13 protein-coding genes are annotated in these 24540 nt (G+C 59.8%); 8 read left to right on the forward strand and 5 right to left on the reverse strand.

All coding sequences use genetic code 11. From position 1 onward, the window contains the following. Positions 1 to 28: 28 nt before the first annotated feature. The 3 genes from HG800_RS19675 to tssB all read right to left on the reverse strand — a co-directional run bounded on the left by HG800_RS19675 (position 29) and on the right by tssB (position 2781). The gene (locus HG800_RS19675; RefSeq protein ID WP_169978666.1) at positions 29 to 514 is read right to left on the reverse strand and encodes an Hcp family type VI secretion system effector; all 486 of its coding nucleotides are present in this window, start codon (positions 512 to 514) and stop codon (positions 29 to 31) included. A gap of 196 nt (positions 515 to 710) precedes the next feature. After that, positions 711 to 2225 carry a type VI secretion system contractile sheath large subunit gene (gene tssC / locus HG800_RS19680; protein WP_169978668.1) on the reverse strand — a complete coding sequence of 505 codons (1515 nt, stop codon included), beginning with the start codon at positions 2223 to 2225 and terminating at the stop codon, positions 711 to 713. A 16-nt stretch (positions 2226 to 2241) separates the two neighbouring features. Next, positions 2242 to 2781, reverse strand: a complete 540-nt coding sequence (gene tssB / locus HG800_RS19685; RefSeq protein ID WP_169978670.1) for a type VI secretion system contractile sheath small subunit — start codon at positions 2779 to 2781, stop codon at positions 2242 to 2244. A gap of 350 nt (positions 2782 to 3131) precedes the next feature. Between tssB and tssH the strand changes: the two genes are divergently transcribed. Together tssH and tssA are read left to right on the forward strand one after the other, a co-directional pair. Continuing rightward, on the forward strand, positions 3132 to 5825 hold the full coding sequence (tssH, locus tag HG800_RS19690) for a type VI secretion system ATPase TssH (RefSeq protein WP_169978672.1): 2694 nt from the start codon (positions 3132 to 3134) through the stop codon (positions 5823 to 5825). A gap of 108 nt (positions 5826 to 5933) precedes the next feature. Next, the gene (gene tssA, locus HG800_RS19695; RefSeq protein WP_169978674.1) at positions 5934 to 7829 is read left to right on the forward strand and encodes a type VI secretion system protein TssA; all 1896 of its coding nucleotides are present in this window, start codon (positions 5934 to 5936) and stop codon (positions 7827 to 7829) included. 202 nt (positions 7830 to 8031) lie between these two features. Here the strand turns inward: tssA and HG800_RS19700 are convergent, their stop codons facing one another. Next, positions 8032 to 8904: a hypothetical protein gene (locus tag HG800_RS19700; protein WP_169978676.1), complete on the reverse strand. Its 873-nt coding sequence runs from the start codon at positions 8902 to 8904 to the stop codon at positions 8032 to 8034. 736 nt (positions 8905 to 9640) lie between these two features. Here HG800_RS19700 and HG800_RS19705 point away from each other — a divergent pair. From HG800_RS19705 to HG800_RS19730, 6 genes are all read left to right on the forward strand, one after another. Next, the gene (locus tag HG800_RS19705; RefSeq protein ID WP_169978678.1) at positions 9641 to 11152 is read left to right on the forward strand and encodes a serine hydrolase; all 1512 of its coding nucleotides are present in this window, start codon (positions 9641 to 9643) and stop codon (positions 11150 to 11152) included. Positions 11153 to 11618: 466 nt separating this feature from the next. Beyond that, positions 11619 to 13931 carry a DUF1592 domain-containing protein gene (locus HG800_RS19710; protein ID WP_169978680.1) on the forward strand — a complete coding sequence of 771 codons (2313 nt, stop codon included), beginning with the start codon at positions 11619 to 11621 and terminating at the stop codon, positions 13929 to 13931. 94 nt (positions 13932 to 14025) lie between these two features. Then, positions 14026 to 15363: a DUF1552 domain-containing protein gene (locus tag HG800_RS19715; RefSeq protein ID WP_169978682.1), complete on the forward strand. Its 1338-nt coding sequence runs from the start codon at positions 14026 to 14028 to the stop codon at positions 15361 to 15363. A 73-nt stretch (positions 15364 to 15436) separates the two neighbouring features. Then, positions 15437 to 17605, forward strand: a complete 2169-nt coding sequence (locus tag HG800_RS19720) for a HEAT repeat domain-containing protein (protein ID WP_169978684.1) — start codon at positions 15437 to 15439, stop codon at positions 17603 to 17605. 493 nt (positions 17606 to 18098) lie between these two features. Further along, positions 18099 to 19253 carry a dipeptidase gene (locus HG800_RS19725; RefSeq protein ID WP_235963818.1) on the forward strand — a complete coding sequence of 385 codons (1155 nt, stop codon included), beginning with the start codon at positions 18099 to 18101 and terminating at the stop codon, positions 19251 to 19253. A 78-nt stretch (positions 19254 to 19331) separates the two neighbouring features. After that, entirely contained in the window at positions 19332 to 20354 is a 1023-nt protein-coding gene (locus tag HG800_RS19730) for an IS630 family transposase (protein WP_261345961.1), read from the forward strand. Positions 20355 to 21127: 773 nt separating this feature from the next. Here HG800_RS19730 and HG800_RS19735 read toward each other — a convergent pair. Continuing rightward, positions 21128 to 24538 (reverse strand): SNF2-related protein, encoded by a 3411-nt coding sequence (locus HG800_RS19735; RefSeq protein ID WP_169978690.1) that lies wholly within the window; start codon positions 24536 to 24538, stop codon positions 21128 to 21130. Positions 24539 to 24540: the final 2 nt, after the last annotated feature.

Genomic DNA, 24540 nt, shown 5'->3' on the forward strand with positions numbered 1-24540 from the left:
CTCGGTCGAACCGAATCGGTCAACCGGATCAGACCTTCTTGCTGGCCTTCAGATCATATCCGGCCTTAACGGCACCTCCGAGAGAGCCATCAGGCTTCTGTTCCTTGTACTCGTACTCGATTTTTGAAAAATTCAGGCTGATTTGATCCACCGGGATGACATCACCACTGCTCCCTCCCGTCTGATAGCTGGAGACGAGCAGGTCGGAGAACTTGATTTTCAAGTATTCCTGGGGTGTTTCACCTGCCTTGCGGCAGACCAATGTAGCTTCTTTGATGTGCTTGCCGGTTGCGCATGCTTCCATGAGCTTCGGTGACGCTTTGTTGAGTTGCATGACGAAGTGGAAATCCTGCATGCTCACCTTGCCGGCGCCCATCCCGGCGCCGTGGGAGGCATCGCCGCTATTGGTTTCGCCCCAACTCCAGGACTGGACCTCAATCTCGTTTTTGTGCTTGTCGTCCTGGCTCTCGCCGTCAATGCCGTCGATCTTCAAGAAATAGTCTACGGCGGCCATCGGGATTCTCCCCAGGGACTACGGCCCACTTTGAGGGGCCTTGGATGAAAGTGGAACGGACTGGACGAATCAAATCGTCCACGGTCCGGGTGACTTGGAAGACCTTCTACCCGAGTCGAGAAGGCCAAATCGATTCGATCACGCATTGGAGATCGATCGATCCAGCCTTTGTTCATCTGGTGTGACCGGCGAATCGTCAGGACTTCGCACGGGCGGGTAATTCGGAGACCAGCCGCAAGGAGGCAGTCAACTCGTCGAGTTGATAGTGTGGTCTCATGTAGGCGATGGCCCGATAGCAGCCGGGGCGTCGTGGGTCGTCCTCAACGTCGATGCGGGCCGCTCGAAGTGGATAAAGCCGCTTGGTGTCATCCGAGGCAAAATCGTCCTCGGTCACATAATTCATGATCCAGTCATTGAGCCAGCGTTCGCATCCGGCTCGTTCCATGTACGAGCCGATCTTGTCTCGAGCAATGGACTTGAGATAGTGCGCGAACCGGCTCGTCATCAAGATGTATGGCAACTGGGTCGAGAGTCTTGCATTTGCGGTTGCTGTGTCACCATCAGTCCCCTGGTACTCGGTCGCCTTCTGACAGGATTGGGCCGAAAAGAAGGCGGCAAAGTCGGTGTTCTTGCAGTGGGTCAGTGCAATAAACCCGAGGTCGGCCAGTTCTTTTTCTCTGCGCTCAGAAATGAGGACTTCCGCCGGGCACTTGGCCGCGATCTCGCCGTCGTCGGTCAAGAAGGTGTGTACGGGAAGATCGCGAACGAGTCCACCGTTCTCAACGCCTCGAATGGAGGCACACCAGCCAAAGCGGGCGAAGGCATCGGTCAACCGAGCTCCCATGGCGTAGGCGGCATTCCCCCAGAGGTATTTCTCGTGCTCCTTCCCATCGACGCTCTCCCGAAACTGAAATGCATCAACCGGTTTGGTTTCGGGACCATAAGGGAGCCGGAGGAGGATGTGAGGCAGACAGAGTCCGACGTACCGAGCGTCTTCCGACTGGCGGAAGGCATTCCACTTGTCGTAGTCCCTGGTCCGGAAAATTTCGGCAAGGTCTCGGAATTCGGGGAGTTCCGTGAATGATTCGAGCCCAAACATATCCGCACCTGCGGCGGCGATAAACGGTGCGTGTGCCGAGGCCGCGATGTTGGATATCCGCTTAAGTAAGGCGAGGTCTTGCGGATGCTTGCCAAACTGATAGTCACCAATCAAAGCACCGTATGGGGTGCCGCCGAATTGATCATATTCGGACGTGTAAACGGCCTTGAACAAGGCGCTCTGGTCGAACTCGCTTGCGCGTTCCATGTCGCGCAACAAATCCTTCTTGCTCGCGTTGAGCACCCGAATTTGGAGCATTGTTCCGGTTTCGGACTCTTGCACCAGATAGTTCAGGCCGCGCCACGATGCTTCCAGTTTTTGGAAGTCTTCGTGGTGCATGATGGCGTTGAGCTGATCACTCAGGAGTTCATCGAGTTCAGCAATGCGGGCATTGATCATTGCCTCGGTGTTGGCCGAGACTTTCATCTGACCGCTCATGACGTCTTCGACGAACTGGCCGATCAGATCGCTCTGATAGGTTCGATCTTCCTCGCTCTTGGCCCGGCTGACCTCAAGAATCTGATCTAGAAGGCTTGGCTCGGCTGAGGATTGGGTCGTCGTCTCGGGTTCGGCAACGGGCTGGCCCTGGGGTTCGTTGGCTTCGGTGCTCATGATGGGGCCTCCCAAGTTATTCGCCTGTGTCCGACGATCCGGACTCGTTCTGATCTCGATGCCCCGTCTCTTCCCCAAGCCGCTTCAGGCGATCGGTATCTTTGATAATATCTTGAAGCAAGCCGTCAAGTCGATCGTTCGACGTGATTTTTGTTTTCAGATCCGCCAGGCGCTGGCGGGCTTCCAGAAGTTTGCGTAACGGTTCAACTTGGCGAACAACCTGCTCGGGCTCGAAGTCGTCGATCGACTTGAACTTGAGCTCGACTCCGAGACGGGTGCCATCTTTTTGCAACTGGTTGTCAACCTTCATCGCCAGTCGCGGTTTCATTCCCGCCATGATCCGGTTGAAATTGTCGCGATTAATCTCGACAAATTTTCGTTCCTTCATCGAAGGAAGCGGTTCTTCTGGATGCCCCGATAGGTCCGCAAGGACGCCGAGTAAAAATGGTAGCTCAACCTTTTTTTGCGCGTCGCCGACTTGAACGTCATAGGTGATCTGGACGCGAGGGGGACGAACGCGGTCGAGCTTGTGCTGGAGGCTCTCATCGCCAGGCATTAACGTGTTCCTCAATGTTGAGGTTGGTTATGTGGGCTTTATGCACCCTTGAATAGGCCAGCCAGCCAACATGTCAAAATGGCCTTTTCAAGCCTTACAGGACATGCAGCTTGAATCTAAACCTCTGTGCGAGCGTCTTGCAACATGTCTCCAGAGAAATTCTTCGTCTCGAGTCGGAGATCCTTGACGACGGCCGGAATCGATTTACTCAATTTTTCTCACCAGAGGGACAAAGATTTCGGGCATTCTCGATGGGGATGTGTCGAACTTCTTGGGTTTCGGACACCTGATGGTCTTGCTTGTGTCTGAGCTCAACGCGATGTTACTCAATTCACAAAGGAGATAGGACGATGGCGATTCAGGTTGGGACCTTGGTGAAGAAACTCAACCCAACATGCCTGGATGCGCTTCAGGCCGCCGCGGGACTCTGCTTGTCTCGCACGAATTATAGTGTCGAAATCGAACACTGGTTGCTCAAGCTTTCTGAGTCTGTCGATTCGGATCTTCAACGAATCTTCCGACACTTCAACATCGATTTGAGCCAGCTTCAGCACGACCTGATCTCGGCCATCGACCGCCTCAAGACCGGAAATTCAAGAACGCCAACGCTAGCTCCTCAGATTGAGGACGTGATCAAGGAGGCGTGGCTCCTCGCTTCTGTCCAGTATGGTCTCGGACAAATTCGATCGGGAGTCGTTTTGTTGGCCTTGCTCAGCAACGATCAGCTACGACGGCTGACACGGGAAATGTCCTCGACCTTGACCGAGCTTTCGCCTGATCGCCTCGAGGCCGAGTTGCTTGATGTCGCAGCCGGATCGGTCGAGGACGTTGGACCGGCCTCGGCGTCGACGGCCGCACCTTCCGCTGGCCGAATAGAGACGGGAACGCCGGCAGGAGCTGGTGCTGGTCGAGCGCTTGACCAGTACACCGTCGACCTGACAGCCCGAGTCGAGGCTGGTGAGATCGATCCGGTCATCGGTCGTGATGAAGAAATTCGCCAAATGGTGGACATCTTGATTCGACGGCGACAGAACAACCCGATTTTGACAGGCGAGGCGGGCGTAGGGAAAACGGCCGTGGTCGAGGGCTTTGCTCGGCGTGTCGTGGCGGGTGATGTGCCTGAAGTGCTCCGGAATATTCGCATTCACGTCCTCGATCTCGGTTTACTCCAAGCCGGAGCCGGGGTGCGGGGCGAGTTTGAGAACCGGCTCAAACAGGTGATTTCTGAGGTCAAGAGCTCACCCGTCCCAATCGTTCTGTTTATTGACGAGGCCCACACCATCATCGGCGCAGGGGGGCAGGCCGGGCAGGGAGACGCCGCCAACCTTCTCAAGCCGGCCCTGGCTCGGGGAGAGTTGCGGACGATCGCCGCAACCACCTGGGCTGAGTACAAAAAATATTTTGAGAAGGACGCGGCCCTCGCCCGTCGTTTCCAGGTTGTGAAGGTTGAGGAGCCTGATGAGCCCAGAGCGGTCACAATGATGCGAGGCATCAGCGAGATGCTGGAGCGGCATCATCGGGTTCGGATCCTCGACGAGGCGATCCACGCCTCTGTCACCTTGTCGGCCAGATATCTCAGTGGTCGACAGCTTCCAGACAAATCGGTGAGCTTGCTCGATACGGCGTGTGCTCGCGTCGCCATCGGCCAGGCGGCGACTCCTGCTGAGGTTGAGGATGCCCGCCGTCGGATCGAGGCGTTGAACATCGAACTCGGCATCCTCCGACGCGACGAGGCTGCTGGCTCTCCCCATAGCGAACTTATCGCGGCTCGATCCGCAGAATTCGTCGAAGCCGAGACCCGCCTGGCCGAACTCGAGGCTCGATGGGCGGTCGAACGCGAGCGAGTCACGGAAATCCGCGAATTGCTCGAATCGATTGAACAGGCCAGGCTTGCTTCCGATTCCGAACAGAACGGGGAACCTCGTCCTGAGTCCAGCACCCCTCTCCCCGATCTTGAGATACTCCGCGCCGAGCTCGTTGCCAAGACCACCGATCTTCGGGCTCTTCAGCGTGAGTCTCCCTTGATGCAAGTGTGTGTCGATTCCGAGACCATTGCTCAGGTGATTGCTGGCTGGACCGGAATCCCGGCAGGTCGCATGATGGCTGACGAGATTCAAACGGTACTGAATCTTCATGAAATGCTTGGCCAGCGCGTTGTCGGTCAGGGGCATGCCCTTGAGGCGATCAGTCAGCGTATTCGTACGGCTCGCGCCAACTTGACCGATCCTCGCCGACCGATCGGCGTCTTCCTCCTGGTTGGCCCCAGCGGTGTCGGTAAGACCGAGACGGCTCTCGCGCTGGCCGAGGCACTCTATGGGGGAGAACGAAACCTGATTTCGATTAATATGTCCGAGTATCAGGAAGCCCATACGGTTTCGGGCCTGAAGGGTTCTCCTCCCGGCTACGTCGGTTACGGAGAGGGGGGTGTCTTGACCGAGGCAGTGCGCCGACGACCCTATAGTGTCCTCCTGCTCGACGAGGTTGAAAAAGCACACCCAGATGTGATGGAACTGTTCTTTCAGGTTTTTGACAAGGGCGTTCTCGAAGACGCAGAAGGACGCGAAATTGACTTCAAGAACACGGTGATCTTGCTGACTTCCAACGTGGGGACAGACACCATCATGCGGGTTTCTCCGGCTGGCCAGGCCACTCCTTCACCCGAAGAATTGAATGAGGCCCTGCGGCCCGATTTGCTGAACGCTTTCCCCGCAGCGTTGCTTGGACGAATGATCGTTGTACCTTATTATCCGGTTCGTGACGACGTATTACGCCAGATCACCCGGATGCAACTCGACCGGATTGTTCGTCGGATGGCAGAGAACCATGGGGCAAGCCTGGTGTATGATGATGCCCTCATCGATACGATTGTCGCTCGATGCACTGAGGTCGAGAGCGGTGCCCGAAATGTCGACCATATCTTGACTCGCAGTTTGTTACCGGAGCTTTCTCGGGCGTTGCTGGCCCGCATGGCCGAAGGCGACGCCATCCGGTCGGCTCGCGTCAGCGTGGACGAATCGGGTGCGTTCACGTATGAGATTGAGTAACGATGATTGAGTCTTTGGTTGGTTCCTGGGAAGATTTTTCGATCGGGGCCTTGCGGTCCCGATCGTCCGATCTGTCTCTGAAGTAGACCGCTCTGGTCAGGATCGCTCATGGCATCGGCACAATTCCTGGATCTCGATTCCCTTCTGACACCGATTTCCGAGGATCGACCCGCTGGAGACGACCTCCGCTGGGAAGACGAGTTTGCTCAGCTCGAGGCTGCTCGTGAGAGTGATGAAGATGCGTCGAGCCGAGATATCTATGAACGGGACCGAAAACTCGCTGATTTCGACGCTGTGATCAGCTTGGGGACGGATCTGCTCCGTGAACGAACGAAAGACCTCCGCATTGCTGCCTTCGTTGCCGATGCGCTGGCTCGTCGTTTCGGTTTGCCGGGTCTCCGAGATGGATTGATCTTAATCCGACAGATGCAAGAGCGATTCTGGGAGACGATGCACCCGGAACCTGAGGATGGTGACCTGGAACTCCGGGAGGGAGTGATCGAATGGCTCGATGGCGATCGCTCCTTGCCGTTGATTCTCCGATCCGTCCCACTGACCCACGCACTCGGCGATTTGTGCTATTCGTTCTTCCGATACAAGGAATCTCGGGATGTCGAGCAGGCCATTGCCAAGAATCCCGACCGTGCCGACGAATTCAAGGCCGAGGGCAAGATCCGTGCCGAGGATTTCGACAATGCCGTGAAAGCGACCGACGAGTCGTTCTATCGAACCCTTCTGATGCAGGTTCGAGACTGTCGGACCTCGATCGACCAGCTCAATGAAAGTCTCTCGGCTGAGGAGCACTATGGGCGCAAAGGTCCAAGGCTCTCTGCCTGCGTCTCGGCCATTGAAGACGTGAGCAAGATTGTCGAGAAGCTGGTCAAATCCCGAGGCATTACTGAGGAACCTCCCGAGCCTCCCGACGAGGTGGAGGAGGACGTCGAAGCGGACGAATTTCGAGAAGAAGAATTTCTTGAAGACGAACCGAGTGAGTCACTTCCTTTCGATGAGCCGAAACGTCCTGTACCTTCGAGCCGCTCACGGTCAAGTTCAGGACCGATTCTCGACACCTCCGATGCCCGCCGACGCATTGCGGAGGCCGCCAGGTTCCTTCAAGGGACCGATGCCTCCGACCCGGTCCCCTATCTCGTCGTTCGGGCTCTGACGATGGGAGACTTTTATCGAATTACCGGCTGCCCAAGTTCTTCCGAGTTGCCCGCGATTCCCACGGAAATTCGCCGAGAGGCCCGCAGACTTGCCGATGACCAGGATTGGGAGAGCTTACTTCAGGTTTGCGAGCGAGCTTTGGGCGAGCCTGGAGGTCTTGGCTGGCTCGATGATCATCGGTATGCCATGCTCGCGCTCGATCAACTTGGCCACGACCATGCCCGACGAGCTGTTCAAGCTATGCTCCTGGCCTGGCTGGCGGATTATCCGGACTGGCCCGAATGTGAGATGGATGACGAGACGCCTTGCGCAAGCCGGGAGACCCGGGCCTGGCTCGCCGAGCTTCAACCCACCGAGGAGCCCGAGCCCGAGGCCGAATCGGAACCCGAGCCGGAACCGGAACCTGAGCCTCCGCAAAGGCTCCCGGACAATCTGGGCTCCCAGGATCTCGCCACCGAATTCCAGGAGCCGGACCCCTGGGACCGTGCTCGAGACCTGTTCGAATCGGGCAACAACGCAGAGGCACTTTCCGTGATGGCCCGAGCGGTTCGGGAGGCTCGAACGGGTCGGGAACGGTTTCTTCGGGCACTTCAACAGGCAGAACTTTGCCTGGCAATGAATCGGCCGTCAATCGCTGGGTCCCTCTTCGACGACCTTGCTCGTCAGATCGACGAGTTCCGCCTGGAGCGTTGGGAAGAAGCCGAGCTATGTGCTCGGGTTTTCGCCGGACTCTACCGATGTGTTCGGGATGATGATCCAGAGCGAGCGAAGGATGTCTACCATCGACTCTGTCAATTTGACATTCGTCTTGCTGTTCAGCTTGGCGACAATCATTGAGGCTACCAAACTTGAATACTTTTCTTGGAACCACTCCGATTCCTAAACACATACGGGGCCGGCCCGAATGCCCAACCCCGCATGTGTTCGTGGCTCAATTCCGATCAGACGAAGGCAGGAATTACGCTAGCAAAACAATTCCTGATGTCGACTCACCCAGGGTTCTCCAAGCGATCATGGAGCCAAAGTGCATTCTTGAGCGTTACTGCGCGTAGAATGTTGGGATGATTGGAGGCGGAATAACGCTCGAGGGAATGTCGTAATTGGACTGGGGCAGATTGGGGTTGGGGGGGGCCGGAGCCTCGGGGCTGACGCGGACATCGGTCGCCGGATCCGAGGGGTCGGGGTCGGTCCGGACGTCGGAATCCCGTTCGACCGGAATTTCTTGCGGAAACTGTGGTTGAGGCTTCGGCACCGTCACGTACGAGGGGCAGACCTGGTTCATCGCGATCTCATCGATCATGCGGAAGGTCATGACACCATTAATCATGACTAGTCCGAACAGGGGCGGTTCGACCTCATACATTCCAAGCCCGTTCTCCATGCAGGCAGGTACCCCGTACTCGTTCGGCTGGCAGGGGATATTGCCGTTACGCCCGTGAGGGCATGAGACGCCCTGACCGTTGCCTCCGTTGCCTGTGACCAGTGATGGTACGGGAGGTGATGCACCTCCCATAACGGAGAAGCCGACATATTGCCAGCCTTTCAGGAATTTCCGGCCATCCACCTCGCCGAAGACAGATTCATAATATCCGATAGGAACATTCGTCCCAGCCACCACCATATCCGGGACTTCGGCCCCTGCAACGTTTTCGGGGGCTGCAGGAGGCTCAGGAGGGGCGGGAGGTGGCGGGTTCTTGCCTCCAGCACTGACCTCGACAAGGTTCCAGCCGTCTTTCAGCTTGGCTGCGCCGTTGCCACGAATTCGAAGTGCATACTCTTCGGAAAAGTCGGGAAGGAATTTCGTCTCGATCTTCACCATTCGCCCCGTCGGATCTGCCGGAGTCACAAGCAAATACGGCTTGGGTCGATAGTATCGAATTCCCGCTTGCCCAGGGCCCGGGTCCTTGATCACGTTGACACTTCCGCAACCGGGTGCAAAGGCCACAACCAGTACGAATCCGATGCACTTCCTGAGCATTGGCGTCGTCCTTTACAGTGAAGATCACCAATCGGGACGTCATCAACTAGGGTCAAGATTTCATCGGCGACATCCTGTCGACAATGATCCCACTGACCTTGACCTTGACGCCTTGAACGCAGGTTATATCGGTTGCTCTGATTGCAGTGATTGCACTTTTTTTAAGGGGTCCCCTGGTTTGAGCTTGACCTTGAATCCATCGGCTGTGCGTTTCTGGCTGATCGAGTGGAGTCTGGATTGTGCTCGAACAAAGGGCAAACTGCCTCGTGACGTGCGAGCATGCCGATGAGGGTAACTCCTCATCACAGTGTTGATCTCTTGACCGTGCAGAATGCTGGTTCCAGCGGTTCTCATGTCGACTTGAGGAGCAATCTGCCATTGGTGTACAGGTCTCGCGAGATCAGGTCTGCCGAGGGTTTTCCTTCTCCAGCCCGATCGAAATGATCGAGCGGACTACGGAAGTTGGTTTGGCACCCAACTAGGCTGTCCGGAAAAAGATCGGATGGGTGGTGAATGATCGAGTTTGCGGTGAAGTCACTCGACACATTCGATCTGCGAGACTCCACTGTGGCCCGGGTTTATCCTGAAATCTCCCAGTAAACCTTCAGCCTTCTGATTCTTTCGGAGAACGTTCATGACACTTGCACCATGTTCGCCATGGTTACTCACGATGATGGCCCTCGCGTTCCCAAACCCGGGGGAGGATCAGCCCGACGATCGAGTGATCGCCGCGGTGTCGGGGCTCGAACCGTACATCGAGGAGATCCGACAGAAGACCGGGGTGCCGGGTCTCGCGATTACCATCGTCCATAAGGATGAAGTCGTCTTCCTGAAAGGTTTTGGTGTCCGAGAACTCGGGAAGCCAGACGCGATCGACCCGGACACGGTGTTCCAACTCGCATCGGTCTCGAAGCCATTAACGTCGAGTGTGATCGCTGCCGTTGTCGGCGAAGGAATCGTGTCCTGGGACTCGAAGGTGTCGGACCTGGACCCCTCGTTCCGGTTGTATGATGACTTCGTGTCAGGCGAGGTCACGCTCCGCGACTTGCTCTGTCATCGGACCGGGTTGCCCGAACATGCAGGTGACCTCCTCGAAGATCTGGGATATTCCCGGTTTGACGTGCTTCACCGAATACGGTTCCAGAAGCCAGCAGGTCTGTTTCGAGCAAGCTATGCCTACACGAATTTCGCCTTCACTCAGGCTGGGGTGGCAACCTCGAAGGCTGTCGACACCACCTGGGAAGATCTTGCCACCGACCGGCTTTTCAAGCCGCTCGGGATGGAGCGTACAAGTTACCGGCACGCCGATTACGCGGCCGCTTCGAACCGTGCGAAGCTCCACGCTCGCGTCGATGGTCAGTGGGTCGCAAAATATGATCGCCAGCCCGACGCTCAGGCTCCAGCCGGTGGTGCAAGTTCCACGGCCCGTGATCTTTCTCGGTGGATGCGGCTCCTCATCGCCGAGGGCATTGTCGATGGCAAACTGTTGATCGCGAGAGACCAACTCGAAGAGACTTTCAAGCCGCAAGTGATCAGCACACCGGCAGCGCATTCGGCCGACCGCACCGGCTTTTATGGGCTCGGGTGGAACGTGGGCCAAGACCCAAATGGCCGGCTGACGCTCAGCCACTCTGGTGCGTTTGACTTCGGGGCCGCGACGTGCGTTTTTCTTCTTCCGGCCGAGAATCTTGGTATCGTCGTTCTCACGAATGGGGCGCCAATCGGCGTCCCCGAGGCGGTTGCATTGAGTTTCTTCGATCTGTTTGACGATGGGAAACTTGAGCGTGACTGGTTCATGACAATGACTCCTGTCTTCGAGAAGCTGTCCACGCCAAATTACGGTTTACGTGTGGATTATCAGGAGGAAGTGGTCGATCGCTCGCCGCCATTACCGACCGTGAGTTATCTTGGTCGTTATTCCAACGAGTTTGTTGGCGACGCTGTTGTTGCCGAGGAAGACAACGTCCTCATGCTGAAACTCGGGCCGGGACTGAAGGCGTTTCCACTCACGCACTTCGACCGAGATACATTTTCCTACCAACCCGAGGGAGAAATGGCTTCTGGTCTCAGCGGTGTGACGTTCCGAATCGGTCCAGACCGATTGGCAGACGAACTCACCATCGAGAATCTGAACGTGCATGGGTCGGGCACGTTGAAACGCGTGCCCCCAGGAAAGAAATGATGATGCCCTTGTCTCCGGAAGTCTCATCAGAGCCCACTTCTGTGGTTGATGAGTAATTTTATGTTCATGTGTAAACATAATCATGAAACGTGTCGATTCCAAATTTTTGATAGAACTAAGTAAGGTAATGCGATAATTCTTTAGCCGCTTTGCCATGAGATCAGGATGGCCCGGGGAGACCGACGTGGCCGACCAGAGTCAATCTCTGTATTGAACAATAATTGCCGAGTTGGTTTTGGTTGGGTGTTCGCCGTTCAACGAGCTACGGGAGTCGTACGAAACGAACTCTGATGGCGTCGTGCCAGAACCACTTCGGACCGTACATTTTCATAGGCGCGATCGTTCGATAGTGGCTACTCAACGTTGAGCGAAGCCTCTCGACATGTCCCCTTCGCTATGTCAAACTTATGTCGGAAAAGCGATCTCGACCGCTTACACTCACGGCTGTCATCGCGAGTCAACTGGAATGATGCCGAACGACCGGAGACGTCTGCTTGCCTCACTTGGTGCGATCATGGTGGGGATGTTCCATCCTCCCTCTTTCGCCCTTGGGGCGGTGGCGGACGACACCTTTCGCCAGCAAGTACTCCCTCTGCTTGAGCAATACTGCATCGACTGCCACGCAGAAGTCTATGCAGAAGCGGGGATCGTCCTGGACCGGTTCGACGATGGCACTGCTGCTGCCAAGGACGGTGAGACCTGGCTCCGTGTGCTTGATGCGCTGGAAGGCCGCATCATGCCGCCGGTCGACCTGCCGCAACCGTCGCTCGAAGAACTTGATGCAATGATCGAGTGGATTGAGCAGGACGTTCTGGCCTCTCGTCCCGATGGTATGCGTCCACCTCCGGTTGTTCTCCGCAGATTGAACCGGCAAGAGTACGACAACACGATCCGTGACCTTCTTGGTGTGAACCTTCGCCTCTCAGAGGCGTTCCCTCCGGACGAGATTGGGTTCGGGTTCGATAACGTCGGCTCGGCTCTGAATGTTTCGCCGATTCACATTGAAAAATACCTGGATGCTGCCGAGCGGGCTCTGGACGAGGCAATCGTTCTGCCCGATGTGGAGGGGTTTGCCCCCGCCGAACTCATCGGCCTGCGAACGTATCCGCTTCCGATGGACGAGCCGGTCGAATTTGAACACGCCCTGAAGCCTGGCCGCTATCTGGTGGATTTCAGCCTCGTGAGAGTTCGGATCGCTGACTCCGTGCCTCCCCCCTTGCTCGTCATTGGTCTGGGTGCGGCCGAACGTCGGGTTGAAGCGGTGCAGGTGCAAGACGAAACGGTCGTCTATCGGCTTTGGTTGACCGTCGCCGAAGGTGATTCCCTGGCTCATGTCGCATTGGCTTCGGGCCAGAGCGAGGCCGAAGTCCTCGGACCCGATGTTGTCACCGCCATTGCGGGCGGAGACCAGCGGTATGGCGATGCCCGCGGTTTGCACGTCGATTCAATGGTTGTCCGAGGTCCCCTCCCGGTCGAGCCGGAGGGGCTCCCCGAATCGCACCGTCGACTCCTTTCTTGCACTCCTCGCTGTGCACATCATTCAACGATGGATTGTGCCCGACAAGCGATCGCTCTGTTTGCCGAACGGGCCTTCCGGCGTCCGGTCCGACCCGGCGAGGAGGAGCGGCTTCTTGAGATGTATCGTTTGGCCTACGACCGCGGCGAGAGCCACGAACGCGCCCTTCAAGTCGCAATGACAACGGCTCTTGTGTCCCCCCAATTCCTCTACCTCGTCGAGCCGGAAGAGTCGCTCGAAGATCGACCGCTCGACGCCTTCGAACTGGCCAATCGACTCTCCTACTTCCTCTGGAGCAGCATGCCTGATGACGAGCTCTTTCGCGCTGCCCGAGAGGACACGCTTCGCAACGATCTGTCTCGACATGTCGATCGGATGCTCGACGATCCTCGATCCGAGGCGTTTGTCGCGAACTTCGTGGGACAATGGTTGCAGCTTCGAACACTCGCGGGAGCTTCTCGGGACGAATCGCTCTTTCCCGAGTTCGACGACGCCTTACGCAACGCGATGCGAGAAGAGACGGAGCATTATTTCGCCTCAATCCTTCGAGAAAATCGCAGCATCCTCGAATTGCTCGACTCAGACTACACCTTCGTCAACGAAGACCTGGCGCGCCACTACGGAATCGAGGGAATTTCGGGTGCGGAGTTTCAGCGGGTTGCGCTTAGGGACCGCAATCGGGGTGGGATCTTGACGCAGGCGAGTGTTCTGACACTGACCTCGAATCCGAATCGGACCTCCCCGGTCAAGCGGGGTCAGTGGATTCTGCAACAGATCCTCGGAACACCTCCCCCGCCCCCTCCTCCCGGCGTGCCTGAGCTGGATGAAAATCCTCAGGCGGCCGAGGATGCTTCGCTTCGCGAACGTCTGGAACTTCACCGGACGAATCCTGAGTGTGCGTCGTGCCATCGTCAGATGGATCCCCTTGGCTTTGCCCTGGAGAACTACGACGCAATCGGTCGCTGGAGGTCCACGGACGGCGAATTCCTGATTGATCCCTCGGGAGAGTTGCCTGGAGGGATAACCTTTGCGGACGCCGGAGAACTGAAGCGAGTGCTCACCTCCACCTCGACCAAAAAGTTCGCCAGGACGCTTGTCGAGAACATGATGACCTATGGCCTCGGCCGTGGCCTCTTGCCCGACGATTATCCCGAAGTCGAAGCGATTCGGGAGCGACTTGTCGCCGACGACTACCGGATTCGCGCGATCATTCTCGGAATCGTCGAAAGCCGGGCCTTCCAGTACCGAGGTGTCGCCGAATAAATCAATCGTGTGGGTCGATCGTCGCGACTCTCGGGTCTTGGGGCGATCGGACATTCTGACACACAATCCGTATCCGTTTCCGAGGGACATTGACATGGCGATTCCGATGGACCGACGGACGATGCTCAGAGGGATGGGGGCAGCACTTGCCCTGCCCTGGATGGAGAGCCTTCCCGCCGTCGCAAGCTTGGCCAGCCTGGTGAAGGATGGACCTCCCGTCCGGATGTGCTACTGGTACGTCCCCAATGGGGTGCATCTGCCGGCCTGGTTCCCGGAGCGGCCAGGGACCCTGGTCAATCTTCCTGAAACGCTCCAGCCGCTCTCATTCGCTCGCCAGTATCTCAACTGTTTCCACGGTCTGACGCATAATACGGCGCTGACCAACGGCGACGACGAGGGGTGCGGCCACGGCCAGGGTGCCGCGAGTTTTCTCACGGGAGCCCAGGCGTACAAGTCCCAGGATGCCGTTCGTGTCGATATCTCGGCGGATCAACTCTACGCTAGGCACGTCGGCAACCAGACTCGCCTGCCTAGCCTCGAACTCGGCTGTGAAGCCGCCCGGTCGGGCAATGCCTTCGGATATAGTGGAACCTACAAGACCCATATCTCCTGGCGCACCTCAACCTCGCCCGCTCCTTACGAACTCAATCCGAAACTCGTGTTCGACCGCCTGTTCACTGACGGTAGTGAACGCCTGACCCGATCGACCGTTGCCGATCGCGATTTCTACCGCCGGAGCATCCTCGACTACGCGCTTGACGACGCCCGTCGGGTTCGCAATCGGGTCTCCTCGGCCGACCGCCTCAAGCTCGATCAGTACCTCACGGGCGTTCGAGAGGTTGAGCGGCGGATCCAGAACGCCTCCTCGGCAGATCTTTCCGGTACTGACTTCGAGCGGCCCTCGGGCATTCCGAGCGACTTCGACGAACACCTCCGCCTGATGTGCGACCTCATGGTCCTGGCCTTCCAGACCGATAGCACCCGCGCTTCAACCTTCATGGTCACGAAGGAGGCGACCGATCGGAACTATCCCTGGCTTGGTTTCACCGACGGGCACCACGAGCTTTCGCACCACGGCAACGACGAGGAAAAGCACCGGAAGCTCCGGGAAATCGACCGCTATCACATCTCGATCCTTGCCTACATGATCGAGAAGATGATGGACGTCGAAGAGTCCGACGGCTCGAACTTGCTCGATAATTCGATGATTCTCTTCGGAAGCGGGATTAGCGATGGCGACCGCCACGACCACGTCAACTTGCCCGTCATCGTGCTGGGCAAAGGGGGCGGGGCGCTCCGTACTGGCCAGTACCTGAAGTGCCGCCCTGAGACGCCCATGTCCAACCTCTTGCTTTCGATGCTCCAGGGAGCCGGCGTGCCGGTCGATCGTTTCGGCGATAGCACCGAGCCGCTGCCAGGACTGTTGGCCTGATCAAGCTGTCCACTCGGCGGGACGGACGAGGTAGGCCCTCCCGCCGGAAATTTCATTGCACCGGAGGATGATTGTGCGTGCTCGATTCTGGATGACGCTCTACACAGTCGTCGCCTCAAGTGTGATCGGCACGACCTCCCCGGCTTCGGTTCAGGAGCGCCCCACCGCCGACCGTGTGAATTCCTGGATTGCGGGACTCAACGATCCCAATGTCGAGGTGCGACGGGCCTCGGCCATTGCTATCCGCGAAGCCGATCCTGAAACCCGACTGGTCGCCTTGCCGGCGATGATCAATGTCCTGATGGAGGAAAAGGACGGCCAGGTGCGACTCCCCGTCTTCGACGCCGTGACCGATCTGGGTCCTGACGCCGCTCCTGCCGTGCCCGCTCTGCTCCATGCGCTGCACACTCCGTTCGGTGATCGTAGGATGGAACAGACGCACCAGGATTTCCGAGCCGCCCTTGCCTTGGCGAGCGTCGGAAAGGCGGCGGTCGAGGGGCTTCGCGAAACTCTGAGCGATCGCAGGGAGAATGTTCGAGCAGAAGCTGTGATGGCCCTTGGCCGGATCGGCCCCGATGCCTCCGCCGCGATCGCTGACCTGATCGCGTTACTCGGGGACCCCAGCGACCGAATCGGACACGAGGTCTCGGTTGCCCTCGGCAGCATCGGCCCGGAGGCCGTCGGGCCCTTGATCGCTGCGGCCGAGCATGCCGACACCGTCGTTCGTGCCCGATCGGTCGAGGCCCTTGGACACTCGACTGCGATTTCCTCCGGAGGTCGGGTACTTGAGGTCCTCCTTCTTCGGGCCGACGATCCGGCCGCTGAGGTTCGTGCTCGGGCAGTTGAGGCCCTTGGCGGATCTCCTGCGGACGGCTCAGCCCTGGCGGATGTTCTCGGTCGTAGCCTTCGGGACGAACAGGATGAGGTTCGGGGCGCGGCGGTCCATCTGCTTTCCAGTCGGCCAGAATTGCTCCGGCAACTCATTCCGCTTTTTGATTCTCTGCTCTCGGACGCCAATGAAGGAATCGCATGGCATGCGGCGTTTCTCCTGCACCTTCTCGGCCCTGAGGCGGCTCCGACACTGCTTAACGCTCTGGGACGTGAGACGAGTCAGGTCGATCAAATCGCCAAGGCTCTGGGCTTGATCGGTCGCCCGATCGGCGGGCTACTCATGGAAGCGACCGAGAATCCGAACCCTCGAACCCGTCGAGGCGCGGCCCTGGCCCTGGGCCGGCTCCGGCCTCCAGCCCCTGGCTCTGTGTCAAGGCTAATGGCAGGCCTGGACGACCCCGATCCCGAGGTCCGTACGGCGTTTCTCCATGCCATCGGAGAGCTTGGTCCGAGAGGCGTTGACGCGCTCCCCGCCGTTCGCAGCTTGCTTCGTGACGAATCCGTGGCGATCCGACTCGAAGCCATCGCGGTCGTGCATCGTCTCGCTCCGAAAGACGATCGACTGCCTGGCGAACTGGCATCGATCCTCAATGATGACGATCCTCGGGTCCAACAATCGGCCATTGAGATCCTCCGATCACTCGGCCCTGCAAGCCGCCCTGCCCTGCCCAAAGTGATTGAGAAGCTTCAAGGCCCGGACCCCAAGGTCCGCATCGCAGCGGCGGAGCTGATCGCCGCTCACGGCCCGGCCGCGTCCGAGGCGGTGCCCGCGCTCGGAGCAATGCTCGAAGATCCGAACTCGGAACTCCGAGTTATTGCCGCGCAGACCTTGGCGACGCTGGGCTCAGCGGCACAGCCGATGGCGGCTCTCTTGATTCCCATGCTGGATGACACGAATGCCAGGGCCCGAGAGGCGGCGGTTCTGGCCGTTGGAAGCCTGGAGCTCGATGCGGACACCCTTCGGCCGCATCTCGTCAGAACCCTCCGCGATGAGGATGCTGATGTCCGCGATGCTACCCGTCGCGCGATTCAGCGACTCGGTCCGGAAGGCGCGCTCTTTGTCCCTGATCTCATCTCGCTCGCCGCACTCGAATCGGATCGCCGATCTGTCGAACGCTCACTCCGACGATTCGAACGAACAGGGCCACTGGAAGGTTCGATCCCCGAACTGATCGATCTCCTGGAGCATCAGGAGGAAGCCGTCCGCCTCCTGGCGATCAAGTTCCTGGGCCTTGGAGGCGTTGCCTCCAGAGAGGCGATCCCTTCTCTAGAACGATTGCGAGACGACCCCAGCCCCGAGGTCCGTGAGCAGGTCGAAGCCGTCCTTGGTCAGATCACCCCTGAACCCTGATTTCTCCAAAGACCTCTTCGACTCACGCCCCGTCCGACTCCCTGCTGCCCATCGGGCCTCTTTCGGCGGAGGAGTGCCGGCCGCACACCGCGTCCGTTCTCTCGAACCTCTGGAACATTGGGTCGAGTTTTTCTGTCTGTCCGCTGGTCCTGAGGTGGAGAAGCGGGTCTGGAACGATCGTTCCACGCCTGGATCTTGTGTTCCCTCACCTCGGACCCTTAGGCAAGCGGAAGAAGAGGCAGAGGCTCGCGTGGCACGACGCCTCTCGGAAAGGACCCCTTAATCCTGGGAGATCACGATGCATCGAAGAGGATTTCTTACGACCTCGGCCGCTCTCGCAATGGCAGGGACGACGGGACAGGTCCAGGCAGGAACGGAGAACGTCGCATCTTCCAGCGCAATCGGCCATCGAGAGCCTGACCCGAAGATCTCCCGAGCACGAGATGTTGCGCTTGGGCTGATAAAACCGACCCGTAAAGAGCTGGAGCACGGGTTGAGACTTCACGCTGAATCGCTCGTCTTCGATGCCTACGGCTTCGCACCCCGTGCTGCCATCGACGGCGAGGCCGTCCGAGCCGCAGTCGAGGCCGGTGCCTCGGACATCGAGGTGCAGGATCTCATGGAAGAGATGTCCATGACCCACCCTGTGATCAACCCGAACAAACAGGCTGACTTCGAAGCTGCCTGGAAGGCCTCGGGTGTTACCTGCATCTTCCAGAACGCCGGAGAGGAAGGACAAGACCCACTTCGCCTCATAAAGCGACTTGCCCGCTTCACCTACCTGACCGACATGCTCCCCGAGACGCTCCGACGCACAGCCTCCCCCGAGGACATCGTCGCTGCCAAGGAGCAAGGGAAACACTGTCTTTACCTGACAGGCAACGGCGTCCCTCTCACACAGCAGTGGGTTTCGGTCCAGGACGAGCTGAGATATGTCCGAATCTTTTTTCAGCTCGGCATACGGATGATGCATCTGACGTACAATCGCCGCAACTTGATCGGCGATGGATGCGCCGAACCGTCCAACGCCGGCCTCAGCGATTTCGGGCGGGCCGTCGTTGCCGAGATGAACCGCCTGGGAATCATCCCCGATGTTGCCCACAGTGGTTGGCAGACCAGTCTGGAGGCGGCGCAGGTCTCAGATTGTCCGGTTGTGGCGAGCCATACCACGTGTCAAGCATTGCACAACCATATTCGATCGAAGCCCGACAACGTGATCCGAGCGATCGTCGACACCGGCGGCTACATTGGGATCTGCTGCATTCCCCGATTTCTGGGTGGCAAGGGAGACATCACCGCCTTTCTCGATCACGTCGACTACGCCGTTCGGCGCTTCGGTTCGGACCATGTGGCCATCGGCACCGATGTCGCCTACACCTCGCGAGCCTCAGCGGCCGAAAACCGCAAAATCCCATCAAGCGGTCGTCGCCGCGACCGTTGGGAAGCTCTTTGGCCCGACGATCCCTTCGTGACCACTCCCGAAGCGATCGAGAGCCTCTCCTGGACCAACTGGCCGCTCTTCACGGTTGGTCTGGTTCAGCGTGGTCATTCGGACGACGACATTCGCAAGATTCTCGGCGGCAACGTTCTCCGAGTGGTGCGCGAGGTGTTCAAGCCCTCGTTCAACAAACCTGAAAACAGAGGCTGATCGCCGATCGAATACCAATTGCAGCAATTACTGACCGTTGCGCAAAGAAGGTCAAACTTTTTCTGGTAGAATCGCGGGATGGAATCCAGCGACGTCGTGTCTCGAAGTTGGCGTGAATGGCGGAGGTTGCGGGCCGTGCAACTGAAGCAAGAAGGCTGGTATCAGCGGAACATCGCCGAAGCCCTCGGCATCGCCGAGGCGACGGTGAGCCGGTGGCTGGCCCGCGCCGATGAAGATGGCATCGAGTCCCTCATGGCTCATCCGGGGCAGGGTCATCCCTCGGATCTCTCGCCGGCGCAGCGGGATCTGATCCCCGAACTCCTCTGGCATGGACCGGAAGCGTACGGGTTCCGGGGCCAGGTCTGGACCTGCGCCCGAGTGGCAAAGGTGATCGAATTGGAATTCGGAGTCGCTTATCACAAGGGGCACGTCTCCCGCCTGCTCAAGGAGTTGCACTGGACACCTCAGACGCCGATTCGCAGGGCCATCCAACGTGATGAGGCCGCCATCGAGCATTGGCGGTGCGGGGTTTGGCCGGAGCTGCTGAAGCAGTCTCGAAGAGAGCGCCGAGTGCTGGTTTTCGTGGACGAATCCGGGTTCTATCTCTTGCCCGGCGTGGTCAAGTCCTATTCCCCCGAGGGCCAGACGCCGGTCCTCCGGGAAAAACTGACGCGTGATCACCTCTCGGTCATGGCCGGCATGACGCCGCAGGGCAAGCTCTATACCCTGGCGCGGCAAGAGTCGCTTTCCGGGTTGCACAGCATCGAATTCCTCGTGCATCTGGGACGCGTGGCCGGGAGGCGACTGCTAGTGATCTGGGATGGATCTCCGATCCATCGCCGAGCCGAGGTGACGCAGTTCGTCTCGGAGACGCGCGATGCGGTTCGGCTGGAGGTCCTGCCGGGCTATGCCCCTGACCTCAACCCGTGGGATGAAGGGGGATGGCACCACCTCAAGCACGTGGAGATGAGGAACCTGGTCTGCCGAGACTTGGAGGAGTTGCACGAGCAGTTCCACTGCGCCATCGGACGCGTTCGGCACAAACCTCAATTGATCCGATCTTTCTTCGCTCAGGCCGGATTGGCGATCGAAAAAGTTTGAGCTTCTTTGCGCAACGGTCAGTAAAGAAAGTCAGCGACCTGTCGAGGCAAATGAATGACTGCACCAGTTCCTGTACGAGCAGTTCCAGCCAAATTGCTACAACCACACGGCCACAAGACTCACGCTCACACAAGAGCCACCGAAGAGAGTCGAACTCTTAACCCCCGCTTTACGAAAGCGAATCGGAATATGGACGATCGCTTGCGTTAAGTGGTTGCGGCTCTTGGGTTGGGCCGATCCCGGCCGGTCGGGGCCTCCTTCGCGAAATACCTCAAAATCCATAGTTTTCCGCCGCTACGGAACGGATTCCGTATCGGATTCTATACCATGTCGGCGGCCGGACGGCTACCTGTCGTCCCGCGTCACAGGGGATCGACCACCATCCGTCTCGGGCCCCCTCGGAGTCGAGTCTCGACGATTCGGGTTTACGGCCCGCTCCAGACGATGACTGAGCGGTCCGAACCGCACCTGAGCAAGCTGGCCGTCGCCGCTCTGGCCCCGCGGCTCGGCACTTCGGTTGAGCGGCCGGAACCGATCCGCACGCCTCAGGCATTTGGCGGGGTTGACACATAGGAGGTTGACAGGACCATGCTTGTTTCAACAAGCATGCCGACATCGGGGATGCCAACCTATCCGAACCGGAGGGCTCGACTGAAGGAAGGGGACCAGAGAGTTCGCCCAGGGGTGGCTCCGAAGAACAGGATTGAAACGGCACCTGTGCCCCCGGGGCCGTCGACGAGTTTGCCGTGCAGGAGTCAGCAAGGTCGATTCCGTCACCGTAAGGGATCGCGACCTACCTCTAACTCCGCTTGGTGATAATCCATTTCCGGAACCGGCTCTCCCCGGACTGCCTCGAGCCAAGCCATCAGATACGGATCGCCCCAGGTCAAGAGTCTTACGCCCTCCTTGCCTGGGTGGTCAACGCCGGTCGCGTCGGTGGTGGGTCCGGTGGGGGGATGACGGTCGGCCACCTCGCCGCTGAACGTGCCCAGTAGCTCCTCATTGCTGCCAATGCCCAGGTGGGGCGGCGCGTACGCCCAGGTGATCGACAGGCAGCCGACCGCGCCGTCCGCGGCCAGGTGATCTGTGTCGGGCTCGGGCACGCTCCGGATCTGCATGCCAGGGGCGGGGTGCTGGAGGCACCAGTACGCCAGTTCCGCTTGTGTGGCCGGCGGGTCGGCCGTTGCGGCCGACCCGGAGCCCTCCAGGTCCGGGGATAGGTCCTCGATGGCCGCTGCGACTGCCGGCGCCTGGCGGTTCCTCGCCGCCTCCAACTGCCGCAGGGCCTCGGCCCGCTCGATCTCGCCCTGGGCCAGCTTCCGGAAGATGCTTGGCATCTCGGCCAGGATCGGCTGGAGCGGGCCGACGACGTCCTCGAACACTCCAATGCGGTCCTTCAGCGTCCAGTAGGTGTCTTCTTCAATGGTGCCCGTCAGGTAGAGGTTGGAGACTAGCACCACCTTCGCAGCCTGCCCAATGCGGTCGATCCGACCGATTCTCTGTTCAACACGCATCGGATTCCACGGTAAGTCGTAATTGACCAGGGCCGAAAACTCTTGCAGGTTCAGGCCCTCGGAGGCGGCGTCGGTCCCCAGCAGGATGTCGATGGCGCGGGTGTGGCTCTGCTTGCATCGAGCCTTGACCTCCGCCTTGTCGACTGTGTGCCACGCGTTCGTGGATGCGTCCCACACCTCGCCGCCGCGGCCCGAGTAGCAGGCCATGCGCGCGCCGTACCGCGCGATCAGCTGGTCGCGGATGAAGTCCAGGGTGTCGAGGTACTGGGTGAAGACGATCACCCGGCGGCCGCGGTCGAGCAGATCATCCAGCCGGGCTGCGAACTCGCAGAACTTGCTGTCCTTGTCGATCTGGTGCAACTCGAAGATGTAGTCCTGCAGGTAAAGCCTTTCCTCCTCGAGCTTCTGCCGGCGATGCGGGTCGGCACGCAGTCTCAGCAGCCGCTGGCGTTCACGGTCGAGGGCAGCCGCGGCCTCGGCCTCGTCCTCGTCCTCCTCGCCCTCGCTCATCGTCCTCTGAAACTGTGCGGCCTCGTCCATGACGGCCAGGTCGCGTTGGACGGCGGCGATCAGGTCGCGCCGACGCTCCAGGCTCTTGCGGAACGCGGCGAAGGAGCTGGCCAGCCGCTTGCGGAAGACAGCCATCAGGAAGCCGACCCCGCTCCGTTCGTCGGGCTCGACCTCGGCCAATCGGTAAAACTGGCTGCATAGCACGTCGATGCGGCGGTACAGGGCCTCCTCGGCTGGCGACTGGAATGTCACCGGCACGTCCTCGGGCCGCCGGTCGGCCAGCCCGGCGTGGAGCAGGCCCCGATCGCGGTAGGCCCTCAGGGTCTGTCGGGTGTGGCGGAACATGTGGACGGCCAGCGGCGTCTGCCGGGCCAGGTACGGTGTCATGCCCTCGGCCTGTTGCGGCAGCAGCCCTTGCATGGCGAGGGCCAGGCCCGATCCGTTGGAGCGGATGCGCTGCACCAGGCTGCGCCATTGGAGGCCGGTCCAGTGGGCCGGGACCTCGTCCGGCGACAGGTCCGGTGCACCGATCTCGACCGCCCGCCGGGTCATCGTCACCACCTCGGCCCGGTCGCCCTTCGCGGAGGCGAAGCTGCGCAGACGGTCAAAGAAGAGCTCGAACTCGTGGAGGTCGGCCCACGGCCCCCATCGGGGGTCGTCCACGCCGGCCAGCAGCAGCAGGTCATGCACCTCGTGGGCGGCCAGTTGCATCGGGGTCGCCGTCAACAGCCACAAGCATCGGAACAGGTGGAGCCGCCTCATCTCCTGCAGGAGCTGAAGCAGCAGGTTGGGCTCATCGGCCCCGAAGACTCGGCGGCGGGCGGCGTGCGCCTCGTCGATTACGACCGCGTCCCAAGGCCGAGCCGACAGCACGCTGCCCATCCGCTCCTGGCGGGCGATCAGGTGCCGGCTGACGATCACGATGCCCTCCTCGGCCCAGGGGTCCTCCGACCGCCTCACTCGGCCCCCGACGTCGTGGAGCATCTGGCCGTCATAGAACCAGGCCGTCAGGGCGAACTTCTCGCGCAGCTCCTCCATCCACTGCCGGACCAGGCTCCGTGGCGCAATGATCAGGACTCGGCCCAGCTCCCTCTTCAGGATAAGCGACCGGAGGACGAGGCCCGCCTCGATCGTTTTGCCTAAACCAACTTCATCGCAAAACAGGTACGAGCGGGGGAACGAGTCGACTGCTTGCTGGCTGATCCGGGCCTGGTGGGGGAACGGCTCGAACGGCTTGCCGTCGACCCAGATGGGGGCGAGCACAAGCGCTTCGCCGCCCGGCTTGGTCGGTGCGTCCAAGAGCCACTGGGCGGCGATGCGGTCGCGCAGGTCGGCGGACTGGTCCGGCTCGACACGCTGCATCGGATCGCGGCGGGGAGGGCCGTCCGGTGAGGTGAACGCGGCGAGGTGCTCGCGGACGGCCTGAGGTAGCGGCAGCACCAATAGGCCGGGATCCTTGCGATTCCAGATTGCCTCGAACCGGGCCTGGGCGACCTGGATGTCCTCGGCGTCGAGGGGGTTGAACCAGCTCCGCTTGACCTCGAATTCCTCGCGGTTGCGTGTCCAGGCGGCGCTGGTCTCATTGACCGAGCCGCTGAAAGCGATGACGTTGTCATCGCCGTTGGAGAGGATGCCGACCTTCGGATGGAACAGCCCCCCGCCTTGGCCGGGGTAAAGCGGCTGCCCGGAGTGGTCGAGCGGCAGGGCGATCCTAACCTCCAGCAGCCCGGAGGCCACCATCCAGGAGAGCGTCCCCAGGCGGTCGCGGGCAATCTGGTCGGCCTCCGGCTTCCAGCCGATCGGGAGGCCGAGCCGGCGGCACTCGGCCTCGGTCGGCTCCAGGCGCCGCAGGGCGGTCCGCTCCAGGCTCTCGTAGAGCAGGTCGATGCCCCGGTGGTACGCCTCGATGTCTTCGTCGCTCCAGGTCGTGCCGGTGATCAGCCGCATCGGTGGCCGTCCTGGGAGGGCGTGCCGCCGGACGTTGGCGATGAACGCGCTCAGGCCGGCGGCGATCTGCACGAGGGCCGACGAGTTAAAGTAGCCCGATTGCCGGTCGTAACGGGTCGCGGCACCCAGGACGGGCAGGTAGAACTCGTTGACGAGCTGACCCGCCTGGCCGGCGTAGTGCCTTCTCAAGGAGTTGAGGTCGCGGAAGCTCATGC

Origin of the sequence: Tautonia rosea (assembly GCF_012958305.1) — a bacterium.
GTDB lineage: Bacteria > Planctomycetota > Planctomycetia > Isosphaerales > Isosphaeraceae > Tautonia > Tautonia rosea.